Origin of the sequence: Hyphomicrobium sp. (assembly GCF_019753045.1) — a bacterium.
Taxonomy (GTDB): domain Bacteria; phylum Pseudomonadota; class Alphaproteobacteria; order Rhizobiales; family Hyphomicrobiaceae; genus Hyphomicrobium_B.
The window spans coordinates 226,816-246,623 of the sequence record NZ_JAIELN010000003.1; the positions used below are offsets into that span (position 1 = coordinate 226,816).

23 protein-coding genes and 1 tRNA gene are annotated in these 19,808 nt (G+C 59.4%); 10 read left to right on the plus strand and 14 right to left on the minus strand.

Features of this window, described 5'->3' with window-relative positions:
• The first annotated feature begins 41 nt into the window (after window positions 1–41).
• On the plus strand, window positions 42–227 hold the full coding sequence (locus K2Q04_RS04250; RefSeq protein ID WP_291159675.1) for a hypothetical protein: 186 nt from the start codon (window positions 42–44) through the stop codon (window positions 225–227).
• A gap of 2 nt (window positions 228–229) precedes the next feature.
• On the plus strand, window positions 230–1,651 hold the full coding sequence (locus K2Q04_RS04255) for a cytosine permease (RefSeq protein WP_291159678.1): 1,422 nt from the start codon (window positions 230–232) through the stop codon (window positions 1,649–1,651).
• 232 nt (window positions 1,652–1,883) lie between these two features.
• Here the strand turns inward: K2Q04_RS04255 and K2Q04_RS04260 are convergent.
• The 3 genes from K2Q04_RS04260 to mnmA all read right to left on the minus strand — a co-directional run bounded on the left by K2Q04_RS04260 (window position 1,884) and on the right by mnmA (window position 4,113).
• Window positions 1,884–1,960 (minus strand) — tRNA-Met (locus K2Q04_RS04260).
• A 148-nt stretch (window positions 1,961–2,108) separates the two neighbouring features.
• Entirely contained in the window at window positions 2,109–2,846 is a 738-nt protein-coding gene (locus tag K2Q04_RS04265; RefSeq protein WP_291159681.1) for a methyltransferase domain-containing protein, read from the minus strand.
• Window positions 2,847–2,889: 43 nt separating this feature from the next.
• Window positions 2,890–4,113, minus strand: coding sequence for a tRNA 2-thiouridine(34) synthase MnmA (gene mnmA / locus K2Q04_RS04270; RefSeq protein ID WP_291159683.1), 1,224 nt, complete (start codon window positions 4,111–4,113; stop codon window positions 2,890–2,892).
• Between the two features lie 404 nt (window positions 4,114–4,517).
• On the opposite strand from mnmA, the gene K2Q04_RS04275 reads away from it, so the two are divergent.
• Window positions 4,518–4,796 (plus strand): DUF1153 domain-containing protein, encoded by a 279-nt coding sequence (locus K2Q04_RS04275; protein ID WP_045836900.1) that lies wholly within the window; start codon window positions 4,518–4,520, stop codon window positions 4,794–4,796.
• Window positions 4,797–4,842: 46 nt separating this feature from the next.
• On the opposite strand, the gene K2Q04_RS04280 is transcribed toward K2Q04_RS04275, so the two are convergent.
• Both K2Q04_RS04280 and K2Q04_RS04285 read right to left on the minus strand, forming a co-directional pair.
• Entirely contained in the window at window positions 4,843–5,481 is a 639-nt protein-coding gene (locus K2Q04_RS04280) for a hypothetical protein (RefSeq protein ID WP_291159686.1), read from the minus strand.
• A gap of 279 nt (window positions 5,482–5,760) precedes the next feature.
• Window positions 5,761–6,144 (minus strand): flagellar export protein FliJ, encoded by a 384-nt coding sequence (locus K2Q04_RS04285; protein ID WP_092864495.1) that lies wholly within the window; start codon window positions 6,142–6,144, stop codon window positions 5,761–5,763.
• A 683-nt stretch (window positions 6,145–6,827) separates the two neighbouring features.
• Here K2Q04_RS04285 and ctrA point away from each other — a divergent pair.
• The gene (gene ctrA, locus K2Q04_RS04290; protein ID WP_045836896.1) at window positions 6,828–7,526 is read left to right on the plus strand and encodes a response regulator transcription factor CtrA; all 699 of its coding nucleotides are present in this window, start codon (window positions 6,828–6,830) and stop codon (window positions 7,524–7,526) included.
• A gap of 236 nt (window positions 7,527–7,762) precedes the next feature.
• Here the strand turns inward: ctrA and K2Q04_RS04295 are convergent, their stop codons facing one another.
• Window positions 7,763–9,106, minus strand: coding sequence for an outer membrane beta-barrel protein (locus K2Q04_RS04295; RefSeq protein WP_291159691.1), 1,344 nt, complete (start codon window positions 9,104–9,106; stop codon window positions 7,763–7,765).
• A gap of 190 nt (window positions 9,107–9,296) precedes the next feature.
• On the opposite strand from K2Q04_RS04295, the gene K2Q04_RS04300 reads away from it, so the two are divergent.
• A complete protein-coding gene (locus tag K2Q04_RS04300) occupies window positions 9,297–9,959 on the plus strand; it encodes an MBL fold metallo-hydrolase (protein WP_291159694.1) in 663 nt (220 codons plus the stop codon).
• A 21-nt stretch (window positions 9,960–9,980) separates the two neighbouring features.
• Here K2Q04_RS04300 and K2Q04_RS04305 read toward each other — a convergent pair whose 3' ends face one another.
• Together K2Q04_RS04305 and K2Q04_RS04310 are read right to left on the minus strand one after the other, a co-directional pair.
• Window positions 9,981–10,355, minus strand: coding sequence for a hypothetical protein (locus K2Q04_RS04305; protein ID WP_291159697.1), 375 nt, complete (start codon window positions 10,353–10,355; stop codon window positions 9,981–9,983).
• Window positions 10,356–10,388: 33 nt separating this feature from the next.
• A complete protein-coding gene (locus K2Q04_RS04310) occupies window positions 10,389–10,928 on the minus strand; it encodes a hypothetical protein (protein WP_291159700.1) in 540 nt (179 codons plus the stop codon).
• Between the two features lie 280 nt (window positions 10,929–11,208).
• On the opposite strand from K2Q04_RS04310, the gene K2Q04_RS04315 reads away from it, so the two are divergent.
• Window positions 11,209–11,712 carry a hypothetical protein gene (locus K2Q04_RS04315; RefSeq protein WP_291159703.1) on the plus strand — a complete coding sequence of 168 codons (504 nt, stop codon included), beginning with the start codon at window positions 11,209–11,211 and terminating at the stop codon, window positions 11,710–11,712.
• Between the two features lie 18 nt (window positions 11,713–11,730).
• Here K2Q04_RS04315 and K2Q04_RS04320 read toward each other — a convergent pair whose 3' ends face one another.
• From K2Q04_RS04320 to K2Q04_RS04330, 3 genes are all read right to left on the minus strand, one after another.
• Entirely contained in the window at window positions 11,731–12,333 is a 603-nt protein-coding gene (locus K2Q04_RS04320; protein ID WP_291159706.1) for a histidine phosphatase family protein, read from the minus strand.
• 123 nt (window positions 12,334–12,456) lie between these two features.
• Window positions 12,457–13,098, minus strand: coding sequence for a histidine phosphatase family protein (locus K2Q04_RS04325; RefSeq protein WP_291159710.1), 642 nt, complete (start codon window positions 13,096–13,098; stop codon window positions 12,457–12,459).
• 18 nt (window positions 13,099–13,116) lie between these two features.
• Window positions 13,117–13,509, minus strand: a complete 393-nt coding sequence (locus tag K2Q04_RS04330) for an acyl-CoA thioesterase (protein WP_291159770.1) — start codon at window positions 13,507–13,509, stop codon at window positions 13,117–13,119.
• A 262-nt stretch (window positions 13,510–13,771) separates the two neighbouring features.
• On the opposite strand from K2Q04_RS04330, the gene K2Q04_RS04335 reads away from it, so the two are divergent.
• Window positions 13,772–14,074, plus strand: coding sequence for a hypothetical protein (locus K2Q04_RS04335; RefSeq protein ID WP_291159711.1), 303 nt, complete (start codon window positions 13,772–13,774; stop codon window positions 14,072–14,074).
• A gap of 105 nt (window positions 14,075–14,179) precedes the next feature.
• Window positions 14,180–14,722, plus strand: a complete 543-nt coding sequence (locus K2Q04_RS04340) for a DUF3617 family protein (RefSeq protein ID WP_291159714.1) — start codon at window positions 14,180–14,182, stop codon at window positions 14,720–14,722.
• Between the two features lie 63 nt (window positions 14,723–14,785).
• Here K2Q04_RS04340 and K2Q04_RS04345 read toward each other — a convergent pair whose 3' ends face one another.
• The 3 genes from K2Q04_RS04345 to uvrB form a co-directional block, all read right to left on the minus strand.
• Window positions 14,786–15,364: a type 1 glutamine amidotransferase domain-containing protein gene (locus K2Q04_RS04345; protein WP_291159730.1), complete on the minus strand. Its 579-nt coding sequence runs from the start codon at window positions 15,362–15,364 to the stop codon at window positions 14,786–14,788.
• A gap of 103 nt (window positions 15,365–15,467) precedes the next feature.
• Window positions 15,468–15,761, minus strand: coding sequence for a GYD domain-containing protein (locus K2Q04_RS04350; protein ID WP_291159734.1), 294 nt, complete (start codon window positions 15,759–15,761; stop codon window positions 15,468–15,470).
• 96 nt (window positions 15,762–15,857) lie between these two features.
• On the minus strand, window positions 15,858–18,704 hold the full coding sequence (uvrB, locus tag K2Q04_RS04355; RefSeq protein ID WP_291159737.1) for an excinuclease ABC subunit UvrB: 2,847 nt from the start codon (window positions 18,702–18,704) through the stop codon (window positions 15,858–15,860).
• Between the two features lie 274 nt (window positions 18,705–18,978).
• Between uvrB and K2Q04_RS04360 the strand changes: the two genes are divergently transcribed.
• Complete coding sequence (locus K2Q04_RS04360) at window positions 18,979–19,200, plus strand: PsiF family protein (RefSeq protein ID WP_291159740.1); 222 nt, start codon at window positions 18,979–18,981, stop codon at window positions 19,198–19,200.
• Window positions 19,201–19,315: 115 nt separating this feature from the next.
• Window positions 19,316–19,808 (plus strand): SDR family NAD(P)-dependent oxidoreductase (locus K2Q04_RS04365; protein WP_291159743.1); only part of this gene is annotated, 493 nt, incomplete at its 3' end.

Genomic DNA, 19,808 nt, shown 5'->3' on the forward strand with positions numbered 1-19,808 from the left:
AGTGCTGTCCTAAAAAAACTAAAAATCTAGGGAGGGTGCCAATGAAGGAATCTGTAGTCCACGAAAGTGAAATCCAGAAAGAGTTGAACCGCCGCCTCGATATCGTGCTTCGAGACGGATACCAAGATCCCGCTAGAGCTGACATTTCCTCGTGGGAATTGGTGCTCTGGTTCAGTTTCGCGATACTCATCGCTGTGGTCACAGCTGTCATCCGGACAGGGGTTTGATCATGGCGGGAACCACGAATTTTACGGGTGCCAGTTCCGCCTTCGGCACGCTCCCGGTCTTAAAAGAAGAACGTCAGCTCGGACTATTAGACCACTCTTGGGTCAACATCGGCATCGCGGTCGCCACCTGGGCCTTTCTCCTCGGTGGAACGACTGCGATGTTCGTCGGCGCGCGCGATGGCATCGCGGCCATCATTATCGGTAACGTCATCGGCGTTTCGATCGTGTCGGTCAGCGTTTGCTTGGGCACGAGCAAATACGGTGTCGAACAATTCACGTTTGCGCGCAGTGTTTTCGGGCGTGCAGGCGTGCTCATGCTCGTATGCATCTTTCTCGCGATCTACGGTGTCGGCTGGTCGTCCGTCTTGGCGATCATGTTCGGCCGCGCGATCAGCGAGGTCACCAACAGCACGGCCGGAACGACGATCGGCCCGAACGACCTCGGAGTGACGGCATTCGCAATCATCGCCATCGCGATTTCCTGGGTGCTTCTCTGGAAAGGACCGACTGCGGTCAAATGGTTGAACCGGATTGTGGGGCCCGGAAAACTCGCGCTCTGCGCGGGTATCTTGATACTTCTCTTCGCGGAGAAATCGTGGAGCGCCATTGCTGCTGCGGCCCCACTGCAGCCGTTCGAGGATCCAAGCACTAATTTCATGGTGGCGGTGGAGATCAATCTTGCCGCGAGTTTCGGATGGTGGCCGATCCTCGGCAATATCGCCCGCTTCACCAAGACGCCGCGCGCAGCGTTGTGGCCGAACATCACAGGCATCTTTGCGGCTGCGGTCGTGGGCGAGGTGATCGGACTGCTGGCGGCGTTGAGCCTCGGCAATTTCGATCCCACGGCTTGGATGATCCCGCTCGGCGGAATGACCATCGGCGTCATTGCGCTGCTGTTCATCGGCTTGGCGAACATCACCGCGATCGTCAGCATCTTTTACGGAATGTGCCTGGCGATGCGGCAGGCGGGAGGGCGGCGCTTCGAGAACATCCCCTGGGGTGTCTTAACGGGCGCTCTCTTCATTCCGGTGATCATCGTCTCGTTCTTCCCAGCCCAGATCTACGACAATTTCTTCGTATTTCTTGCGTGGACTGCGCTCGGATTTGCGCCTCTCTCCGGCGTTACAGCGGTCGACTACATCCTGCTGCGGCGAGGGCAGGTGAACTCACGCGACCTTTATCGCGACGAGCCCGGAACAGACTACGCATTCTGGGGCGGAGTTAACTGGATCGCTTTCGTCGCGCTCGTCGTCGGCGGGTTCGTCTACTACGCGCTCTTCAACCCGCTGTCGCTCACCGCACACAACGCCCTGTTCAATGTGATCAGTGCGTCGGTCCCGTCATGTATCGCGGCGGGACTCGTCCACTATGCCTTGACCAAATCCCTGCTGCGGCCGGGCGGAAGAGGTGGATACGCCGTCTGACATTGCAGAGCGCCGGCCATTGTGCCGGCGCTTTTTTTTGACTTTCAAAGCCTCTCGCATTTTCACTGAATGCTGTTTTGCGTATGCCTGCCGACTTCAGGTCCGGCGTTTTTCGTACAACACGACGTGCTGCTGGGAGAGCGCTTCATGCGCAAAGTGCGCTCTCGCCCTCATTCGATCCGGTTAGGATCGAAGGGCCACGGATAATGGTGAAATTTCAAAAGGGTGCGAATGGTAGCGGGAGGCGGACTTGAACCGCCGACCTGCGGATTATGAGACCGCCGCTCTAACCACCTGAGCTATCCCGCCACACCGGCCAGCATGCTGGCACTAAGGCGACCGTCTATAGGGAGCACCGCAGCTTTCTGTCAACACGGCGCTCCGTCCCGGCGGCACATCAGTGCCAACAAAATGCGATAGGGCCGGGAAGGACACTAATTTCTCGTATTCCGCGCGGCTATTCCGCCGCAACCGGGCGCTGGCTGACTTCCCCTTCCTTGCGGAAGCGCATCATCGTGAAAATGCCCCAGGGCCGCAGCGCCTTACGGTCTATCAGCTTCAGTTCGGGGCATACCATCACGCGCGACACGTCAAATACCGAGTGCCAGCCTACGAGATCGGCGAAGGGCGCCATCTGCCGCTCGACCCAGCCGCGGACGCCGTCGTCCTGGCTGAAGTGGTTGACGAGCATGACCTCGCCGCCCGGCTTCGTCACTCGCGACAATTCCTGCATGACCTTCTGCGGATCGGGCACGACGGTGATCACGTACATCGCGACCGTCCTGTCGAAGGTGTTGTCGGGGAAGCGAAGGTTGCTCGCGTCCATTTCGTGAAGGCCCGAGACGTTCGTCAGCTTCTCGGCTTTGACGCGCTCGCGGGCTTTATCGAGCATCTCTGGCGCGAGATCGATGCCAACGATGTCCAAATGCTTTTTGTATTCCGGGAGCGAGAGGCCGGTGCCGACGCCAACTTCGAGCACGCGTCCGTTACCGCCATTGATGATTTCGACCGCGTGGCGTCGGCCGGCCGTCGAGATCGCGCCGAAGGTATAATCATAAACCGGCGCCCAGCGACGGTATGCGTCGCGGACCTGGCCTTCATCGAGCTGCAAAACCTTTGCTTCCGATCGCCTTTTCTGTGCTCCTGCACGCGCTCCCGACGAGGCGCGGAAGCCCGAAGGCTCGTTATCGCTCACTGCCCGATCTCCATTCGTCCGCAACCGAATTCATGCGATGTGCCTAGCGGCTCGCGCCAGCCATCGTGGTGTTCCTTACCGCCTCTTCGGCGATATTTGTGGCCTTGATAGTTTTTGCAATGTACCCCCCGCCAAGGACACGTCCCTCCGTCCCGGCATCGGCATAAAACACGCACGCCTGCCCCGTCGCAATACCCTCTTCGCCATCAGCAAGCTCGACCCGGACCGCGCCGTTCTCTTCGACGGTCAGTATGGCGGGCCGGAGTGTCTGCGACGATCGCATGCGAACATAGAGCGAGAGGCCGCCTTCTGCGACCTCGCTCAGAGGCTTTTCCCCGAGCCAATTGACGTTGCGGAGCATTAGGCCCGCAGTCTGCAGAGCGGATCTCGGGCCGACGACGACCTCATTCTTGGAGGCGTCGAGACGGACGACGTAGAGCGGTTCCGCAGCCGGAATCTTGATGCCGCGGCGCTGGCCGACCGTGTAATGCACGATGCCGTCATGGCGGCCAAGGATGCGGCCGTCGAGGTGTACGATATTTCCGGAATCGAGCGCGCTCGGCTTCAGCCGCTCAATCACGTCGGTGTACTTGCCCGTCGGAACGAAGCAGATGTCCTGGCTGTCGGACTTGTCCGCAACCGGGAGATTGAACGAGCGGGCAAGGTCGCGCACCGCTGACTTCTGCATGCCGCCGATCGGGAACCAGAGCGAAGCAAGCTGCTCCTTCGTGATGCCGAAGAGGAAATAGCTCTGGTCGCGGTCCGTATCGACGGCGCGGGCGAGAATAGGACCGTCTTCGGTATCGCGCCGCTGAACGTAGTGGCCCGTAACGAGGACTTCGGCGCCCAGATCCTTGGCCGTGTCGAGAAGATCGCGAAACTTGATTTCGTTATTGCACGTGACACAGGGGATCGGCGTTTCGCCGGCGACATAGCTCTCGGCGAAAGTCTCGATCACCTTGGCTGCGAAGCGGGTTTCGTAATCGAGGACGTAGTGCGGGATGTCGAGCGCTTCGGCGACGCGACGGGCGTCGTGGATGTCCTGGCCCGCGCAGCAGCTGCCCTTGCGGCCCGTCGCGGAGCCGTGGTCGTAAAGCTGCAGCGTAACGCCGATGACGTCGTGACCGGCCGCCTTCATGATCGCGGCGGCGACCGAGCTGTCGACGCCGCCGGACATCGCCACGACAACGCGCTTTTTCGGGGCGGCCGCCTGAATTGGGGCGCGCGATACGCTGCTGGCGGCAGATGTTGGTTCGAACTGATTCATGCGATCGACTGGCTCGGGTTCTTGGCAAGGGAGCACGGAAAAGCTCCTACAACAATATCCCGGCGCCGCTATCCTTCAAAAGATCCAAGAGATTCAGAGAATTGTCCTAGAGGGGACGTTTGTAATCTCCGCGGGTATTGGTCTCAGCCATCAATAATTATCAAATCGGCCGTCTGCAAGGCGGCGTGGCGCGCGGGCGGCCAGTTTGGCCCAATTTTCGCTGGAGGACGTTCCAGCTGACGCACTGCTTCAGTTTGGTACGGGGCGCCTTGAAGCGGCCCGTTTCAGCGGCTGCAATGTGGAATTGGCACGCCCATTTATATGTTTTTCACTCAATGGGTTAGTGCTAATTTAATCGCATGCGGTTATAACTAACCCTGGTCAAAGAGTGTGTATTGAGTATCATGACCGAACAGCAAATGAGAGCGCGCGGGCGCTACGTGATCGGACCCGATGGGTCGCCGCTCACGGTCGCAGACCTTCCCCCGCGGGATACGAAACGATGGGTCATCCGCCGCAAGGCTGAGGTGGTTGCCGCTGTGCGCGGTGGTCTTCTCAGTATCGAAGAAGCTTGCGAGCGATATACGTTGACCGTCGACGAGTTTCTGTCGTGGCAGCGTTCTATCGACAAGCACGGCTTGCCCGGGCTACGCGCAACGCGACTGCAGGACTATCGTGACTGACTTCAAGTCACTTGAAGCCTGCGGATCGACACATCAGAGATAAAGTCTAGGGTTGCTGGGCCGGCTTGGCCTGAGCAGCTTTGACCTTGGGCTTTTGATCCTTACTCTTCTTCACCGGCTGCGCTGCGTTCGCCGTTTCTGGCGGCGCGGGGATCCAGCCGGGAGTTGGAGAGGTTGTTGCGCATCCATCCGTGCCTTTCGCCCAACGCGAGATGTCGTCCGTCATAGCGGCGGCGAAGGCGTTCGGCATTTTCCTGTTTTCTGTTGTCAGATTGGCAGAAGCGTCTCCCGTCGGCTGGATGGCGACGATGAAAGCTTTGGGTCCGCGCGGGTTGGGCTGCGACGGATCACGTTCATGAATGACGATCTCGGCTTTGCCGCCGCGTGAGGGCGCGTCCGCGGTTGCGTGGAAGACGTAATCCTTTTTCAACGGGCCGCCGGCAGGGAACCAGCAGGTCATCGCGCCTCGCGCCAACCTCGAATAAATCTCGGTTGCCGATCCGGTCGCGCCCGATATCAACTTGCCGCCCTGGGCTTCGCCGGGCAATGCGGCGACCGTCGGGGTATTTTCACTGGTCGACTGAATGCTCAGGGACTGCAATTCCGGTGCATTGCCGGCGCAACCCGTCAACGCCGCTGTCGTGAGCAGCGCCGGCACCAATATCGATGGACGGCGAACAGGCATTTTTCCCCGAGCGGCGGCTCACATAGACTCATTTGATGAACACAAATGCGAGTTGCAACTCGTGCCCGCCTCGCCCGATTTGAGCAAGAGGTCACAAGTGCTTAAACGTCGAAGCCAACAGAAATTGGAGGGGAGAAAGGCGGCGTCTTTCAGGCGGGCCGCGTCGCGGGGGGTATTGAAGCCTCTCGGCCTTGGAGGCCGCTATCAGGAGGTGGAGGGATCCGGGCTCTGCGCGTAGAGCCCGGTATCGTAGGTTTGTCCGGCGAAGCCAGGGCTTATTCAGCGAAGGGCTGTAATTCCAAACGGCCGGTCACGACGGCCGGCGCGGGGATCGTCAAGATTCGCGGCCTGCTGGGCGGCGCGAGAGAATTGCTCGACGGTGTCGTCGCGTTCGCGAACGGCGGCTGCGAGTTTCTCGCGGAGGCCTTCGGTCGACTGCCTGAGGTTGTCGCGGCGCTGAGCGGCTGCTTTCGCGAACGTGGAATAGGAAAAGTGTGCCCGGTCGCGAATACCCGTCCGATCTTCCTCGAGTTGGATCTGGCGTTCGAGATCCGAAGCCATTTGATCGAATTCGCGAATAATTCTCTCCAGGTCGTCAACCTTTCTAGACTTCTCTTCTACTTCACGACGCTTCAGGCGCATGGCCAGGTCACGTGACTTCATCGTCCGATACCCCAAACAAATTCGAACTTGTCTCTGTCCTCAAGATACCCAAGAAGCGTGCCAAGTAAGAGTAAGGCTTTGCTGCTACAGCAACCATGAAGAAATGCGTTAACGTCGACGGTCCGCCGCGTTGCACCAGCGTCCGAAGACCTCGAAAATATATATGACATACTGCACTTAAGTTGCGGTAAAGCAACGGGTAACTATTTCTGACGGCGCGTCCCGTTTGGGGGCAAAATTTAGCCCAAGGCGGTCTAGGGCATTCTTCCGAATTCTGTTAGCTCTTGATTCGAGCCGAATGCAGGTCAGAAGCGATCGGAGAGGTCAGGTAACGAGGTGGGCGCCTCGGAATCGGGCCTTGCGGAAGATCTGTCGGCGGTCGAGAGGGGCGCAGTTCTAATATTTTGATGTAATGGCGGGCCATGCTCTGGCGCGAACGAGGTGTCTTTGTGCCTCGCGACCGGCAGCAGCGCGACCACCTTCGCGGAAGTCATGTCTCCTGTAGTTGCTGCCGGAACACCGGCAAGTCGCTGCATGGTGAATTAGCTAACGCGAATTAGGGTTTGTTAACCTCTCGTCGCTAACTTCCTAACGATCGCTTAGCTCGATTGTTGTGCGTTTTCTTTGAGCGAAGGACAGACATAGCGCGGACACGGATCGTATAGGGCACCAGAGGGACGGTCATGCGGGTTCTACTCATTGAAGACGACAGTGCCACGGCGCAGAGCATCGAGCTTATGCTTCAGTCGGAAGGCTTTAACGTTTACACCACCGACCTCGGGGAAGAGGGCGTCGATCTAGGTAAGCTTTATGATTACGATATCATTCTCCTAGATCTAAACCTCCCGGATATGAGCGGTTACGAAGTTCTGAAGACACTTCGCGTTGCGAAGGTCGGAACGCCGATTCTTATTCTGTCGGGTCTAGCAGGTATCGACGACAAGGTTCGTGGTCTCGGCTTCGGTGCCGACGACTACATGACGAAGCCCTTCCATAAGGATGAGCTCGTCGCACGCATTCAAGCAATCGTGCGCCGTTCGAAAGGACACGCCCAATCGGTTATCGAAACCGGCGACCTTCGCGTCAATCTCGACACCAAGACCGTCGACGTCAATAACCAGCGCGTACATCTGACAGGTAAAGAATATCAGATGCTTGAGCTCCTTTCGCTCAGGAAGGGCACGACGCTGACCAAGGAGATGTTCCTTAATCATCTCTACGGCGGGATGGACGAGCCGGAGCTGAAGATCATCGACGTCTTCATCTGCAAGCTCAGGAAGAAGCTTCAGGCTGCGACTGGCGGCAAGCACTACATCGAAACGGTGTGGGGCCGCGGATATGTGCTGCGCGATCCGGGACATGAAGGTTCCGAAGCCGCCTAATCCATCGCGTTCGAATAGTTTTGTTCACGCGCACAGGGGCCATGATGGCCCTTGTCGTGTTTCTGGGCTGGCTTCGGCAGATCCTTCGAGGGATTTTGCTTCAACGGTTCGGCGAGCGGGCGGGGGGCGGTCGCTGACGGACAGCGTCGCCGCGTTTTCCTGGTCATTGTCGCCTAAATGCGATTAGGGGCCACGAGGCCCCTGAATCAATTTCTGCAGTACCTTACCGGCTGGCGTCAGGGACGCCAGTTTATAGAAAGACGACCCGTCTGAATGTCGGGGTCGATGTGCGCGGACGGGACACTTGGTATTGCGAATAGCGGCAGCTCTTCGCTCGCCAGGTCGATGTAGCGGTATTCGGCTTTGATCGAGAGCGAATCCCAGATTTTGGTTTCGAGACCGGCGCCGATGAACGCGCCCGACAAGCGTTTTGAATCGTAAATTACGCCCGAGCCCTCGCCGAGAATGCTGATCGTGGTCTTTTCCATTTCCGCGTTCGCGTAGCCGCCGCTGACGAACAGCAAGGTGTCGGGAGTGGTGAGGTAACCGAGCCTGCCGCCGACCATCAGGATGTTTTTAAAGCCGCCGCGGCTGCTCCAAAGTTCTTGGCTATCAACCCCGTCACTGGCTGAATTGCTGTCGCGGTAGGTCAGGTTCGAGAAATCCGCGTCGAAGAATGTGCCGGCGACGAACCGTTCTCTGAACTGATAGTCGTAGCCGACAGATGCCGAGATGAAGCCGCCGTCATTGCTGACCGGATTATTGAAAGGACCTGCATCCGGGCCGAACGATTCCTGCTTGTTGGCGATGCTATAGCCCGTACCGAAGCCCAAGTATGGGCCGGTCCAGCTCGAGGTGATCGGCGGGATCGAATTGTCGACAACGTCCTTTTTGCCGTCACCAAAGCGATAGTTCAGTGACATCCGGATTGTTTGGATTTGTGGCTTGAAGCTTTCGGTGAGGACATCTTCGACCCTGATCTCTTCCTTCTGCATCGACGTATATCGGTACTCCGCCTTCAGGCTGAAGCCGTTACCAATCAGAGTTTCAACACCGCTGCCCAGGAAGTAGCCGTTGAAGCTTCCGAGATTCGCGCGGATTGGGCCGGAGCCGAAATTGATGGATACGTCGCTCGGATCGGAATGGGCGTAGCCGAATGTGGAGAAAAAGAGCGTCGACGGAGCGACGAGATATCCTATCCGACCGCCGACCGAAAGCTGATCCCCGATTTTGAAGTGTCCGACGTCGCCGGGAATGAGATTGGTAAAGTGGGTATCGATGTCGGAGAAATCGTAGTCGACGAAAGCGCCTACGACCAGCGGTCCGAACAGGGCGTGATCATAGCCGGCGCTGAGAGTGAGGAAGCCGCCCGTGCCCGCTTGGCCGTCCTTCATCGTTTTGACATTGATGGCTTCCTCCACCTCAGTCAGAAACGAGTTACTAACCCGGGTGTTCGTCATCCCATAGCCGCCGCCGATACCGATGTACGGTCCTGCCCAGTCATTGGCGGCAGCCGGTCCGGTGGAGACAAAAGATGCTCCTGCCGCGACGAATGCGAGGCTGGCAAGGTTTCTAATCATGGCTCTCCCCCGGGGCCCTCAGACGACGTCTTGTCTGCGTGGCTTCAATGCGTAAGTTTCGGGCAAATATGTCCCACACATTGATATCGTTATCTGATTCGCGGACTAAGGAAGACCTCGCGCCAACGGGCCGCTTCGCGATGGACGGTGGAGTGTTCTAAGACGCACAGAGCAATACGGAGTCAGACCTATGAGCGACGCGCGCGCCAAAACATCATCCCCGCTCAAGGCAGCGATCGTCCGCGTGACGCCCTTCGAGCAGAATTGCACGTTGATTTGGGACGACGCGACGAAGGTTGGAGCCGTCATCGATCCGGGCGGGAATCTCGATCGCATCGAACAGGGAATCAAAGAAGCGGGAATCACAGTCGAGAAAATTCTGCTGACGCACGGTCACATCGATCACGCGGGCGGCGCCGCCGATCTCCGCGACCGGCTTGGCGTGAAGATCGAAGGTCCGCATCGAAACGATGCGGTGCTGCTCGACGCGCTCGAGAAGCAGGGCGAGATGTACGGCATCTCCGGTGTTCGCAATGTCAAACCCGATCGTTGGCTGGACGAGGGCGACAAGGTCACCGTGGCCGGACACGAGTTCGAGATTTTTCACTGCCCCGGACATTCGCCGGGGTCCGTCGTCTTTTTCGACCGTCGGCAGAGATTTGCGCTAGTCGGCGACGTGCTATTCCGCGGATCGATCGGGCGGACCGATTTTGCCTACGGCGACCACGACGCATTAATATCGTCGATCAAGACCAAGCTTCTGCCGCTCGGCGACGATATCGCGTTCATTTGCGGTCATGGTCCGCCGAGCCAGTTCGGACCGGAACGGCTGACCAATCCGTTTCTTGTCTAAAGGTTCGCGGGGCTTCGGCGGTCAGAACGAAAACGTGTACGAGCCGCCGAGGCAGCCGAATATTCCGCATTCGCGTTGCAGCGTGCCGTAGCCGCCGCTCGAAATCGAATTGTCGTTGCCGCCGAAGAAGTCGACCGTTTGAACGCGAAGCGTCTCTTCGCAGCTTCTTCTGCAGGCCACCCAAGCGCCGCCCGGAAGCTGGACTTCCCATCCCCACTTCGGCGCGCGCCGGACCACGCTCGAGATCTGGCCATTGCCGAAGCGGCTGTAAGCGGTAATCACCTCGCCCTGCTTGTAGTTCGAGCGGAGGCGGCCAATGTTAGCGTCCGCAGCGGGCGGGATCGCGGTGGTGAAGGCGGCGGCGACGGCGGCAGCTGCCAGCATTTTTGCGCGCATAGAGAATCTCATCCTTTTGGCTTGGCTTTTCCGCTAACGCGACATCGAAATGTTGACGCCCTTGAATGACGGGCCGCTCGTCGCGACGATCACCGAGTGCGAGCCGCCCGAAATCGCGACCGACATCGAACCGCTAATGCCGCCGCTGATCGCAAGGTTCATCTTATTGGATGATGCCTTTCCCGCGACGGTGCCGGACTGATTGTACGTGCGTTCCTCCCAGTCGCCGCTCACCGTGCCGTGCGCATTGGTGAGATTGGCCCTGAGCTCGACCTTTGCGGAAGCGTTGGCGCAGCGGATCGAAAGCCCGAGATTGGTCGGGCCGTTGTTCGTATAGTAGCCTTTGCAGCGGAGGCTTTCCGTCTTGCCATTATCGAAGCGAGCGGTGCCCGATCCGGACCATGTGCCGGCGAGTTCGACGAATGGATTGTCCGACGCCGCTACCGCGGGATTGAACGATAGGGCCACGCCGATCGCTACGACGGAGGCCCGCGCCGAAATTGACGCTGCTGGTCTGTAATTGCGCACGACGAATTCTTCCTTCCAAACGGTGAGCCCCCGAAGCGGGCGCATTATTGTCTGATGTAAGCCGATTTGCGAGCCATATGGGAGCGGCGATGCTGCGCGTCCAAACGTGTTGCCGCCGGGCGACAGTGGGGATGCATCCGCCTGGGAGCGTGCAGCTTCCAAAACGACGTGTAGCCCGCGAGTTTCCCAAATACGGCCTACAAAGCGTCGCGATCCGATTTCAAACTCCCGGTATTGTTAGGTGGCGCTGAGAAGACAGCGGCTTTTGCCGTGGGTGGGACTCGGGGCGCGCCATAGCCAATAACAATGTTGAGGGAGTTGAGTCATGGGTCGGGCGTTCCGCATTGGCACGTATGTCGCAGTTGCAAGTATTTCAAGCCTGATTGCTACGGAGAACCGGGCGGCCGCGCCAATCGACCCACTAGCTAGCCTCGCAGGACGTTGGGTTGGTATGGCGACGATGACGTCTCTGACGGGGCCGGCGTCGAGCTTCAAATGTGTCGTGACCTACGTCGAACGCAAGGACGGCGTGCAGGGAATGCGGCAGACGCTGCGGTGCGACGACGGTTCAAACTTCAAGCTTCACGCCGCGACCGACCTTTCCGTGGAAGGCGAGAAGGTTACGGGCGCATGGCAGGACAAGATCAACGACATTGGCGGCACGGTTTCGGGTATTGTCACGGCTGACGGCTTCGACGTGCAGCTCTCGGGTCAATTCTTTGAAGCCCATATGGCGGTCGCCGGGCAGGGCTGCGATCAGTCCGTCAAAGTTCTTCCGCGAAATCCGGACGTTTTCCAAGAACTCGCCGCTACGCTGAAGAAGTGCTGAGCGGACTGACGCCTGCTTTCAGAACGGCTCGACGATCTGACAGACGATCGGGACTGAGTCCGATTTCTGATCGTAGCGGAAATCCAGGATCAGATTGAAAACGTCTTGGGGCCAAGGAGTGGGGTAACTGCCCTCACGGCCGCCGAGCAGCGCCGAAATCTCCGGCAGCTTGCCGTGGTGCCAGCAGATGACGATCATCTTCCCGTGGTAGCCGGGGTTCGAAAAGATTTCGGTGACGAGGCTCTTGAAGGCCTTGTCCTCGATATGGTGCTGAACCTCGATACCGAGTGCGGCGGCGAGGGGCCTCATTGTTTCTATCGATCGGATCGAGCGCTTCGAGCGGGCTGCCGCGTAAATGAAATCGGGACGGCCGAATGTCTCGGGGATGTAGGTCACGAGACGGTTGGCGCGCTTGGCGCCTTCGGCCGACAGCAGGATGTCGTTAGTATCTCCCGTCTTCTCGGCGTGGCGCATCAGCAGGATGCGGCCAGGTCCGCCCGCGGGGTGATGCGTTGCCGTTATCTCTTCTGCGGGGCTGCCGCGTAGTGCTGTCCAGAGCGATTTGGCGCCAGCGCACAGCCATGCCTTCATACCGCGGCCCGGTTCCGCAGACTCTTTCAAGTGCCGTTCCTTTCGTGAGTTTCCGTCATTCGCGCATTGCGCTATTGGCGCAAGTGGCCCCCGTCGTCGTCGCGCACGCGTTTTCGTCGAAGCGCGAGGACTTTGCAATGATCTCGCAGATCTTCAAAACGGTTCCATGACGCGATTGACGGCCGGTGCGCTGCCCGAGTTCGGATCGTATTGCAAATCGAGGACGAGGTTGAACGCGTCTTCAGGCCACGGATCGGGATAGCTGCCTGCGGGGGCGCCGAGCAGCGCTGCGATTGCGGGTAGGTTTCCGTGATGCCAGCAAATGACGATGGTTTTTCCCTTGTAATCGGGATCGTCGAAAATCTCCTGAATGAGATCAGGGAAATCGCGATCTTCGAATTCGTGCTGAACATGCATTCCGAGCGCGTCCGCGAGGGGTTGGACGGTTTCTCGCGGGCGGTCGGAATGCTTCGAATGGGATGTGGCGATGATGAAATCCGGTTTGCCGAACGTTTGCGGAATGTACGTCGCGAGATGTTCGGCGCGCGCATGACCGGCGTCGGATAAATCCTCGTCTTCCGGATCGTCGGTCTTGTCGGCGTGGCGCATCAGGATGATGCGCTTCGGCCCGCCCATGAAGTGTTGGATCGGTGCATAGTCGCTCGCGCGCTCGCGCGCCGAGGCGGTGCTGGCCCATTCACCGTTGGTCTCAAGAAGGACTGTCACCGAGGCGACGCCCGCCGCAATAAGTGCTGCCGCCGCGAAGCGCCGATAGAGTGCAGAGACGCATTTCATGCTTTTTCTCCGGCTGAGCTAGACCCACGTCTCGCCATCGGTGGAGTCGGGTAAGGCCCTCGGCCGGCCGTTCTCATCCAGGGCGACGAATGTGAAATGGGCGCGGGTAACGCATGTTTGGAATTCGCTGTCGCGCGGCCGCCTCCAGGCTTGGACGTCGAACGTCATCGAGGACCGCCCGCGCTTGATCATGCGAGCCCAGACCGTCAATTCGTCTCCGACTTTGACCGGCTCGTGAAAGCTCATGCCCTCGACGGCGACGGTGGCGCAGCGTCCCTGGCTAACGCGTGCCGCGGCGTTCCCGGCGGCGAGATCCATCTGGGACATGATCCAGCCGCCGAAGATGTCGCCCGAGGGGTTGGTGTCGGCCGGCATTGCAATGGTGCGAATAACCGGATCGCCGGTCGGCATTGGCAGATGCGGGGCCGTTCGATGCCGCTTTTTGTCGGGTGTCTCGACCGTCATGTCCGCGAACCTTTCCGTATGCGGACGATGCCGCGATCTGTCGTGTGACCTGCCGCCGGCCCCAAAAAGGGCCAACAGGGGCGGAGGGAAGATGCGCAGCGTAGCGCCCAAGGTTCAAAACAGGCGCACATCGTCAATCCTTACGCAACCTTCGTTGCCTAATTTTGGCGAATCGGCCCTCACAACTGATTCGAGTTGCGATACCGCCATGACGTCCGCCACCCCCGATCGCGAACTGCTGCAGCAACTCGCGAACATCCCTGAAGTTTCGCTGAGCGGCTTTTCCGTACGGGAGGGCCTTTCCGGAACGGGCGTGACGGTGATGAAGGGCCGGAATTATTTCGGCAGCTGGCGGGCCGTGGACACACAACTCGTGTGGGTTCCGGCAAATCTGACCGAACCGGGCCACATCGTCGAGACGGTCGACGAGGCCGTTCGCCATACTTTGCTCCTGATCTTAAAGAGCATCGAAACGACGCGCACGAAGCCGCCGCGCTCGATCGCAAGCTGACCGGCCGTTCGAAGGCCGGATCGCGACCAAAATTTCGACTAGCGAACGAGTTCCACTTCGGGAAAATTGGCGCGAGATGGACGCCATTAGCCCGGAGCATTGCCCGTGAACTTGAAACTGACTTCTCGGACGTTATCGCCCGTTCTCTTTCTTGTTTTCGCAGTATCCGCCGCCGCCGACCCGATCGAGTTGCCGGCGCGCAAGCCTGGCTATTGGGAAATCGTCATGACGCATAAGGAAAATGCGCCGCCGATGACGCTTCATGCCTGCATCGACGCGGCGACGGATAAAGCCATGATGGATGCAGGAACCGACGCGATGCAGAGCATGTGTTCCGAGCGCCAGATCAAGCGCGAGGGCGATGCCTACGTCTGGGATTCGACGTGCACGATGGAGTCCATGAAGACGACGTCGCGTGTGGTGATCACAGGCGATTTCCAATCGGCCTATCAGATGACCATCAGCGGAGAGATCAGCGGCCTCGACGCACCTCAGAAAATTGTCACCACCCAGAAGGCGAAGTGGCTCTCGGAGGCTTGTCCCGCCGGAGTGAAGGCAGGTGACATGCAAATGCCGGGCGGGGTCACGGTCAACACCGGCGATATGATCAATGCGCTCGGCGTAGCGAAGACGCCCTGGCGGCCTTAGCTCTCGCATTGAAATCTGATGAGGTTACTGCGGCCACTGCTTCGATGGCGGCCGCAGATATCCTTATGCGGCGAGCACGGCGCGGTCGTGCTTTCCTTCCTCGATTTCTTCGATGATCTTTGCAACGAATGCTTCGATATCGCCGGGATTGCGGCTCGTTACGATACCCTCATCAGATACCACAGGTTCGTCGACCCAATTGGCGCCGGCGTTGATCATGTCCGTTTTGATCGACGTGTACGATGTCGCCTTGCGGCCCCGGACGGCGTTGGATTCGATCAACAGCCATGGTGCGTGGCAGATCGCGGCGACGACCTTGCCGTCGGCGAGGAAGGCCTTGATGAGCTTAATCGCTTCGGGGTTCTGGCGCAGCGTGTCTGGGTTCATCTGGCCGCCGGGCAGCACGATGGCGTCGTAGAGCGAGGTCGATGCTTCGCCCAGTTCCATGTCGACTTTGACGGGTTTGCCCCAGTCCTGATTTTGCCAGCCGATGATCGAGTCCTTCTGCTTCCGCTGCTTTGGCGCGGCGACATGCACCAGCTGGGCAACCGCCTTTAACTTTTCGCGCGGAACGTCGAGTTCCGATTGCTCGAAACCGTCAGTCGCGAGAATGAGAATTTTTGCTTTCGAGATCTTTGGCATTGGAGGGTCCTCGATTGCCTTGCAACTGAGAAACAACCAATCGGGCTCGTCGGAGTTCCGCCCTGCGGCAAGGGGCGGTTTGAGGCCTTTTTGCCGATGTCGCTCACACCATTTTATTGAGGATTCTGCCCATTTCCTCGAACGAAAAGGCGCGTAGCGTTTGCGTTCGGACATTGCCGCGAGAGGCAACGCTCAACGATAGTGCGGTGGCCGTCTCATCGTCGGGCGCCTCGCAGATCGCGACGGAGTCGAAAGTCCCGATCGTCCAATAAATGTCTTTGACCGTGATGCCAGCGTTCGCGGCCATGGCTTTGAATTTGTCGCCACGGCTTATCGTGTCTTTGGCGTCGTGAACGCCTTTGTCCGTGAAGTTGGCAAGAATGATATACGTCGCCATGAGAGCCTCCATTGTGGTGGTGCTCCCCGTTGTCGTGGATGTTAGATCGCGCAACCGACCAAATGTAGGAAAATCTGCGGCCTCGACTCCCCGGTCCTACTGGCCGGGCCGTCCAGTTTTCTTGGGGCGGCCGCGGCGGCCCTTCTTCGCCGAGCCGCCCTCGTATTCGCGCGTTCGCGTCGGAATCGTAATGCGCGAGGGCTTTTCGCCGGATTTCAAAGGCAGCGACGCGTGCGGGCCCATTTCGTCGAGTGTCGGTTTATGAGGGCCTCCAATCTTCTCGCCGAATGCGCCGGCCTTCACGCGGCTATCGACGTGCTGCGTGCGCGCCGGGACAGGCCGGTCGGTGCCCGGTCCCATGTCGTCGAGCGACGGCTTCTTAATGCGAGATGTCGACTGCGCGTACGTCGGCTGCACGGGTTCGTATTCCGTTTGCACGCGGGAACCGGCCGCCGGCTGTGGCGGGATGTTGGCGCTCGGGCCGTACTTTCGTGAACCCTTGAAGCTGCCGGCTTTGTCTTCGACTTCGGACTGCCGCGCCAACGGATCGTCGGCGATGGCGAGTTCGGTTTCGCGCAAGCGCTTGACCTCGTCACGAAGTCTCGCTGCCGTTTCGAATTCGAGATCCGCTGCAGCCTCTTTCATGCGCCGTTCCATGTCGGCGATGACGGCTTGCAAGTTGTGACCGAGCACCTGCACGTTGTCGCCGTCGGCGAGGCCGGCATCGACCGTGACATGGTCCTGCTCGTAGACGGATTGCAGCACGTCGGCGATGTTCTTCCTGACGCTTTCCGGCGTGATACCGTTGGCTTCGTTCCAGGCGACCTGCTTTTCGCGGCGCCGGTTCGTTTCGGCCATCGCGCGGTCCATCGAGCCGGTGACCTGGTCAGCGTAGAGGATGACCTTGCCGTCGACGTTGCGCGCGGCGCGGCCGATGGTTTGCACGAGGGACGTTTCCGAGCGCAGGAAGCCTTCCTTGTCGGCATCGAGAATGGCGACCAAAGCGCATTCCGGGATGTCGAGACCTTCGCGCAGCAAGTTGATGCCGATCAGAACGTCATAAGCGCCGAGGCGAAGATCGCGGATGATCTCGATACGCTCCAGCGTTTCGATATCGGAGTGCATGTAGCGAACGCGCACGCCGTTCTCGTGCATGTATTCGGTCAGGTCTTCGGCCATGCGCTTCGTCAACACGGTGACAAGCGTGCGGTAGCCCTTAGCCGAGACCTGGCGAACTTCGTCGAGGAGATCATCGACCTGGGATTTCGCCGGACGCACCTCGACGACCGGATCGACGAGGCCGGTCGGGCGGATGACTTGTTCCGCGAAGGTGCCGCCCGTTTGCTCGAGTTCCCAACTTGCGGGCGTTGCCGACACGAACACGGATTGCGGCCGCATCGCGTCCCACTCCTCGAAGCGGAGCGGCCGGTTATCCATGCACGAAGGCAGGCGGAAACCGTATTCGGCGAGAGTCGCCTTGCGCCGGAAGTCGCCGCGGAACATGCCTCCTATTTGCGGCACCGTCACGTGGCTCTCGTCGGCGAAGACGAGGGCGTTGTCGGGCAGGTATTCGAACAATGTCGGCGGCGGATCGCCGGGGTTGCGGCCCGTCAGATAGCGCGAATAGTTTTCGATGCCCGCGCATGAGCCGGTGGCTTCCATCATCTCCATGTCGAACGTCGTGCGCTGCTCGAGGCGCTGGGCTTCGAGAAGCTTGCCGGCGGCATAGAGTTCTTCGAGGCGCCGCTTCAGCTCCGTCTTGATCGACTTGATCGCCTGCTGCAGCGTCGGCTTCGGCGTGACGTAGTGGGAATTCGCGTAGAGCTTCACAAGCGCCAGTTCGTCGGTCTTGTTGCCCGTCAGGGGATCGAACTCGACGATGGATTCGATCTCGTCGCCAAACATCGAGAATCGCCAGGCGCGGTCCTCCAAGTGGGCCGGGAACACTTCGACGGTATCGCCGCGCGCGCGGAACGTGCCGCGGACGAAATTCTGATCGTTGCGCCGGAAGTGAAGTGCGACGAGGTCGGCCAGCAATTGGTCGCGCGAGAGCTGTTCTCCAACGCGAACCGTAAACGTCATGGCCGTGTAGGTTTCAACCGAGCCGATACCGTAGATGCAGGACACGGACGCGACGATGATGACGTCATCGCGTTCGAGGAGCGCGCGCGTTGCGGCGTGGCGCATGCGGTCGATCTGTTCGTTGATCGACGCCTCCTTCTCGATGTAGGTGTCGGTGCGCGGCACGTAGGCTTCGGGCTGGTAGTAGTCGTAATAAGAGACGAAGTATTCGACGGCGTTGTCCGGGAAGAAGCTCTTGAACTCACCGTAAAGCTGCGCTGCCAGCGTCTTGTTCGGCGCGAGGATGAGCGCCGGCCGCTGCGTCCGCTCGATGACGTGGGCCATCGTGAACGTTTTGCCGGAGCCCGTTACGCCCAGCAGCACCTGGTTGTGGTCGTGTTTGCCGACGCCTTCGACCAGCTCCGCAATGGCTTGCGGTTGATCGCCTTTCGGCTCGTACTCCGAGACGATTTTGAACGGAACTCCGCCTTCGCTTTTCTCGGGCCGTTCCGGCCGATGGGGAACGAATATCGGCATGCCGCCCGAGACGATCGGGTGCGTCGCCATCAGCGGCTGGCGAGACAGCAGCTCGTTCGCCCGTTCGGACCGCTCCTGCGGCTTGGTTAGGAGCGCGGTAAGGCTGTCGGTCAGGCTTTCACTGCCCATTGGCGGGCGCGGCCCCGACTGGCGCAGCGCAGGCAGACTGGGAAGGCCCGTCGCTCCGCGCTTCGTCGAAAGGTCGGCGGGTGCGAAATAGGAACCCGCTTCTCCAAAGCCCGGCGTTCCGGCCTCCGTCTCCATAGGAGGCTGAGTCGGCTTTCCCGACTTGCCGCGGGAAGGGCGAGGTGCTTTCGGACCGGGTGTTTTTGTTGGTGCTGACACGGGCTGAATATAGGAAAGGTGGCCTTAGTCATAAATGCCGATTTGAAGCTACAGTGTCACGCCTCCGCAATACCACAAAATTCGGAGCGAATTGGTTCCCCAAAATTCTCCTTACGGAAGAGTAAGTTCGGTCGTTCTGCGCGTGGTGATAGCGAAGCGGGACCAACTCGGAGTTTGAGAGTTATCCGGTTGGGAGTTGGGGGCCGCTTCTGGCCGAACCCCGTTCGGCCGGTTCTGGCGGACAATAACCCAAACAGCGAATACGGAGACTTCAATGATCACCACCAGATTGATTGCTGCTGCAGTTGCCGCCACGTTCGTGATGGGCACCGGAGCCGCGTTCGCCGCCGCCACAGAAAAGTCGGCTGCGTCCATGGAATGCTCCAAGCAGGCGGATGCCAAGGGCTTGCACGGCAAGGAGCGGAAGAAATTCCGCGAGCACTGCAAGCAGGAGATGATGCATTCGAATACGATGAAGCCGGAAGAGAAAAAATAACGAAGCTGGTCACCGCATAATCGACTAGGTGAGAGACCCCGCCGTCCCCGGCGGGGTTTTTCCTTATGGCGGCAAGATGCATTGCGATGTGGTATTCATTGCGCGGAGGTGCGTCATGGCGCACACGGAGAATTCCAAGACAGCGCTCGTCACGGGCGCCAGCCGGGGCATCGGATTTGCGATCGCTCGTCAGCTTGCAGCCCAGGGGTTCCAGGTCCTCGCGGGTGTGAGATCGCGCGATAAGGCGGTCAAAGCGTCAGAAGATTTCGAGAAGGCGGGTGTTACCGTTACGCCGGTTGTTCTCAACCTGGCGGACTCGGGACGTTTGTCAGCTGCGCTTAGCGAGCTGGAGCTCACGTCTTCGCCCATCGACGTTCTCGTGAACAACGCCGCTATTCTCATCGATGGGCCGGGTGGCTTCGACTCCAGTTTCTTCGACATGACGGACGACGTCTTCGAGCGAACGTGGGAGACGAACGTGTTGGGAGCGGCTGTTACGATGCGTGCACTCATGCCCGGCATGCTCACCCGGGGCTATGGTCGCGTCGTCAACATGTCGTCTCTTGCGGGCCAGCTGACCAACATGGGCGCGGGCTATCCGGCCTATC

Coding starts and splice junctions, on each gene's coding strand:
- K2Q04_RS04250 (WP_291159675.1), top strand. CDS start 42: ATGAAGGAATCTGTAGTCCACGAAAGTGAAATCCAGAAAGAGTTGAAC.
- K2Q04_RS04255 (WP_291159678.1), top strand. CDS start 230: ATGGCGGGAACCACGAATTTTACGGGTGCCAGTTCCGCCTTCGGCACG.
- K2Q04_RS04305 (WP_291159697.1), bottom strand. CDS start 10,355: ATGCGCGCAAAAATGCTGGCAGCTGCCGCCGTCGCCGCCGCCTTCACC.
- K2Q04_RS04315 (WP_291159703.1), top strand. CDS start 11,209: ATGGGTCGGGCGTTCCGCATTGGCACGTATGTCGCAGTTGCAAGTATT.
- K2Q04_RS04360 (WP_291159740.1), top strand. CDS start 18,979: ATGATCACCACCAGATTGATTGCTGCTGCAGTTGCCGCCACGTTCGTG.
- K2Q04_RS04280 (WP_291159686.1), bottom strand. CDS start 5,481: ATGCCTGTTCGCCGTCCATCGATATTGGTGCCGGCGCTGCTCACGACA.
- ctrA (WP_045836896.1), top strand. CDS start 6,828: ATGCGGGTTCTACTCATTGAAGACGACAGTGCCACGGCGCAGAGCATC.
- K2Q04_RS04330 (WP_291159770.1), bottom strand. CDS start 13,509: ATGCCGACCGGCGATCCGGTTATTCGCACCATTGCAATGCCGGCCGAC.
- K2Q04_RS04350 (WP_291159734.1), bottom strand. CDS start 15,761: ATGGCGACGTATATCATTCTTGCCAACTTCACGGACAAAGGCGTTCAC.
- K2Q04_RS04335 (WP_291159711.1), top strand. CDS start 13,772: ATGACGTCCGCCACCCCCGATCGCGAACTGCTGCAGCAACTCGCGAAC.
- mnmA (WP_291159683.1), bottom strand. CDS start 4,113: ATGAATCAGTTCGAACCAACATCTGCCGCCAGCAGCGTATCGCGCGCC.
- K2Q04_RS04325 (WP_291159710.1), bottom strand. CDS start 13,098: ATGAAATGCGTCTCTGCACTCTATCGGCGCTTCGCGGCGGCAGCACTT.
- K2Q04_RS04300 (WP_291159694.1), top strand. CDS start 9,297: ATGAGCGACGCGCGCGCCAAAACATCATCCCCGCTCAAGGCAGCGATC.
- K2Q04_RS04345 (WP_291159730.1), bottom strand. CDS start 15,364: ATGCCAAAGATCTCGAAAGCAAAAATTCTCATTCTCGCGACTGACGGT.
- K2Q04_RS04310 (WP_291159700.1), bottom strand. CDS start 10,928: ATGCGCCCGCTTCGGGGGCTCACCGTTTGGAAGGAAGAATTCGTCGTG.
- K2Q04_RS04275 (WP_045836900.1), top strand. CDS start 4,518: ATGACCGAACAGCAAATGAGAGCGCGCGGGCGCTACGTGATCGGACCC.
- K2Q04_RS04285 (WP_092864495.1), bottom strand. CDS start 6,144: ATGAAGTCACGTGACCTGGCCATGCGCCTGAAGCGTCGTGAAGTAGAA.
- K2Q04_RS04295 (WP_291159691.1), bottom strand. CDS start 9,106: ATGATTAGAAACCTTGCCAGCCTCGCATTCGTCGCGGCAGGAGCATCT.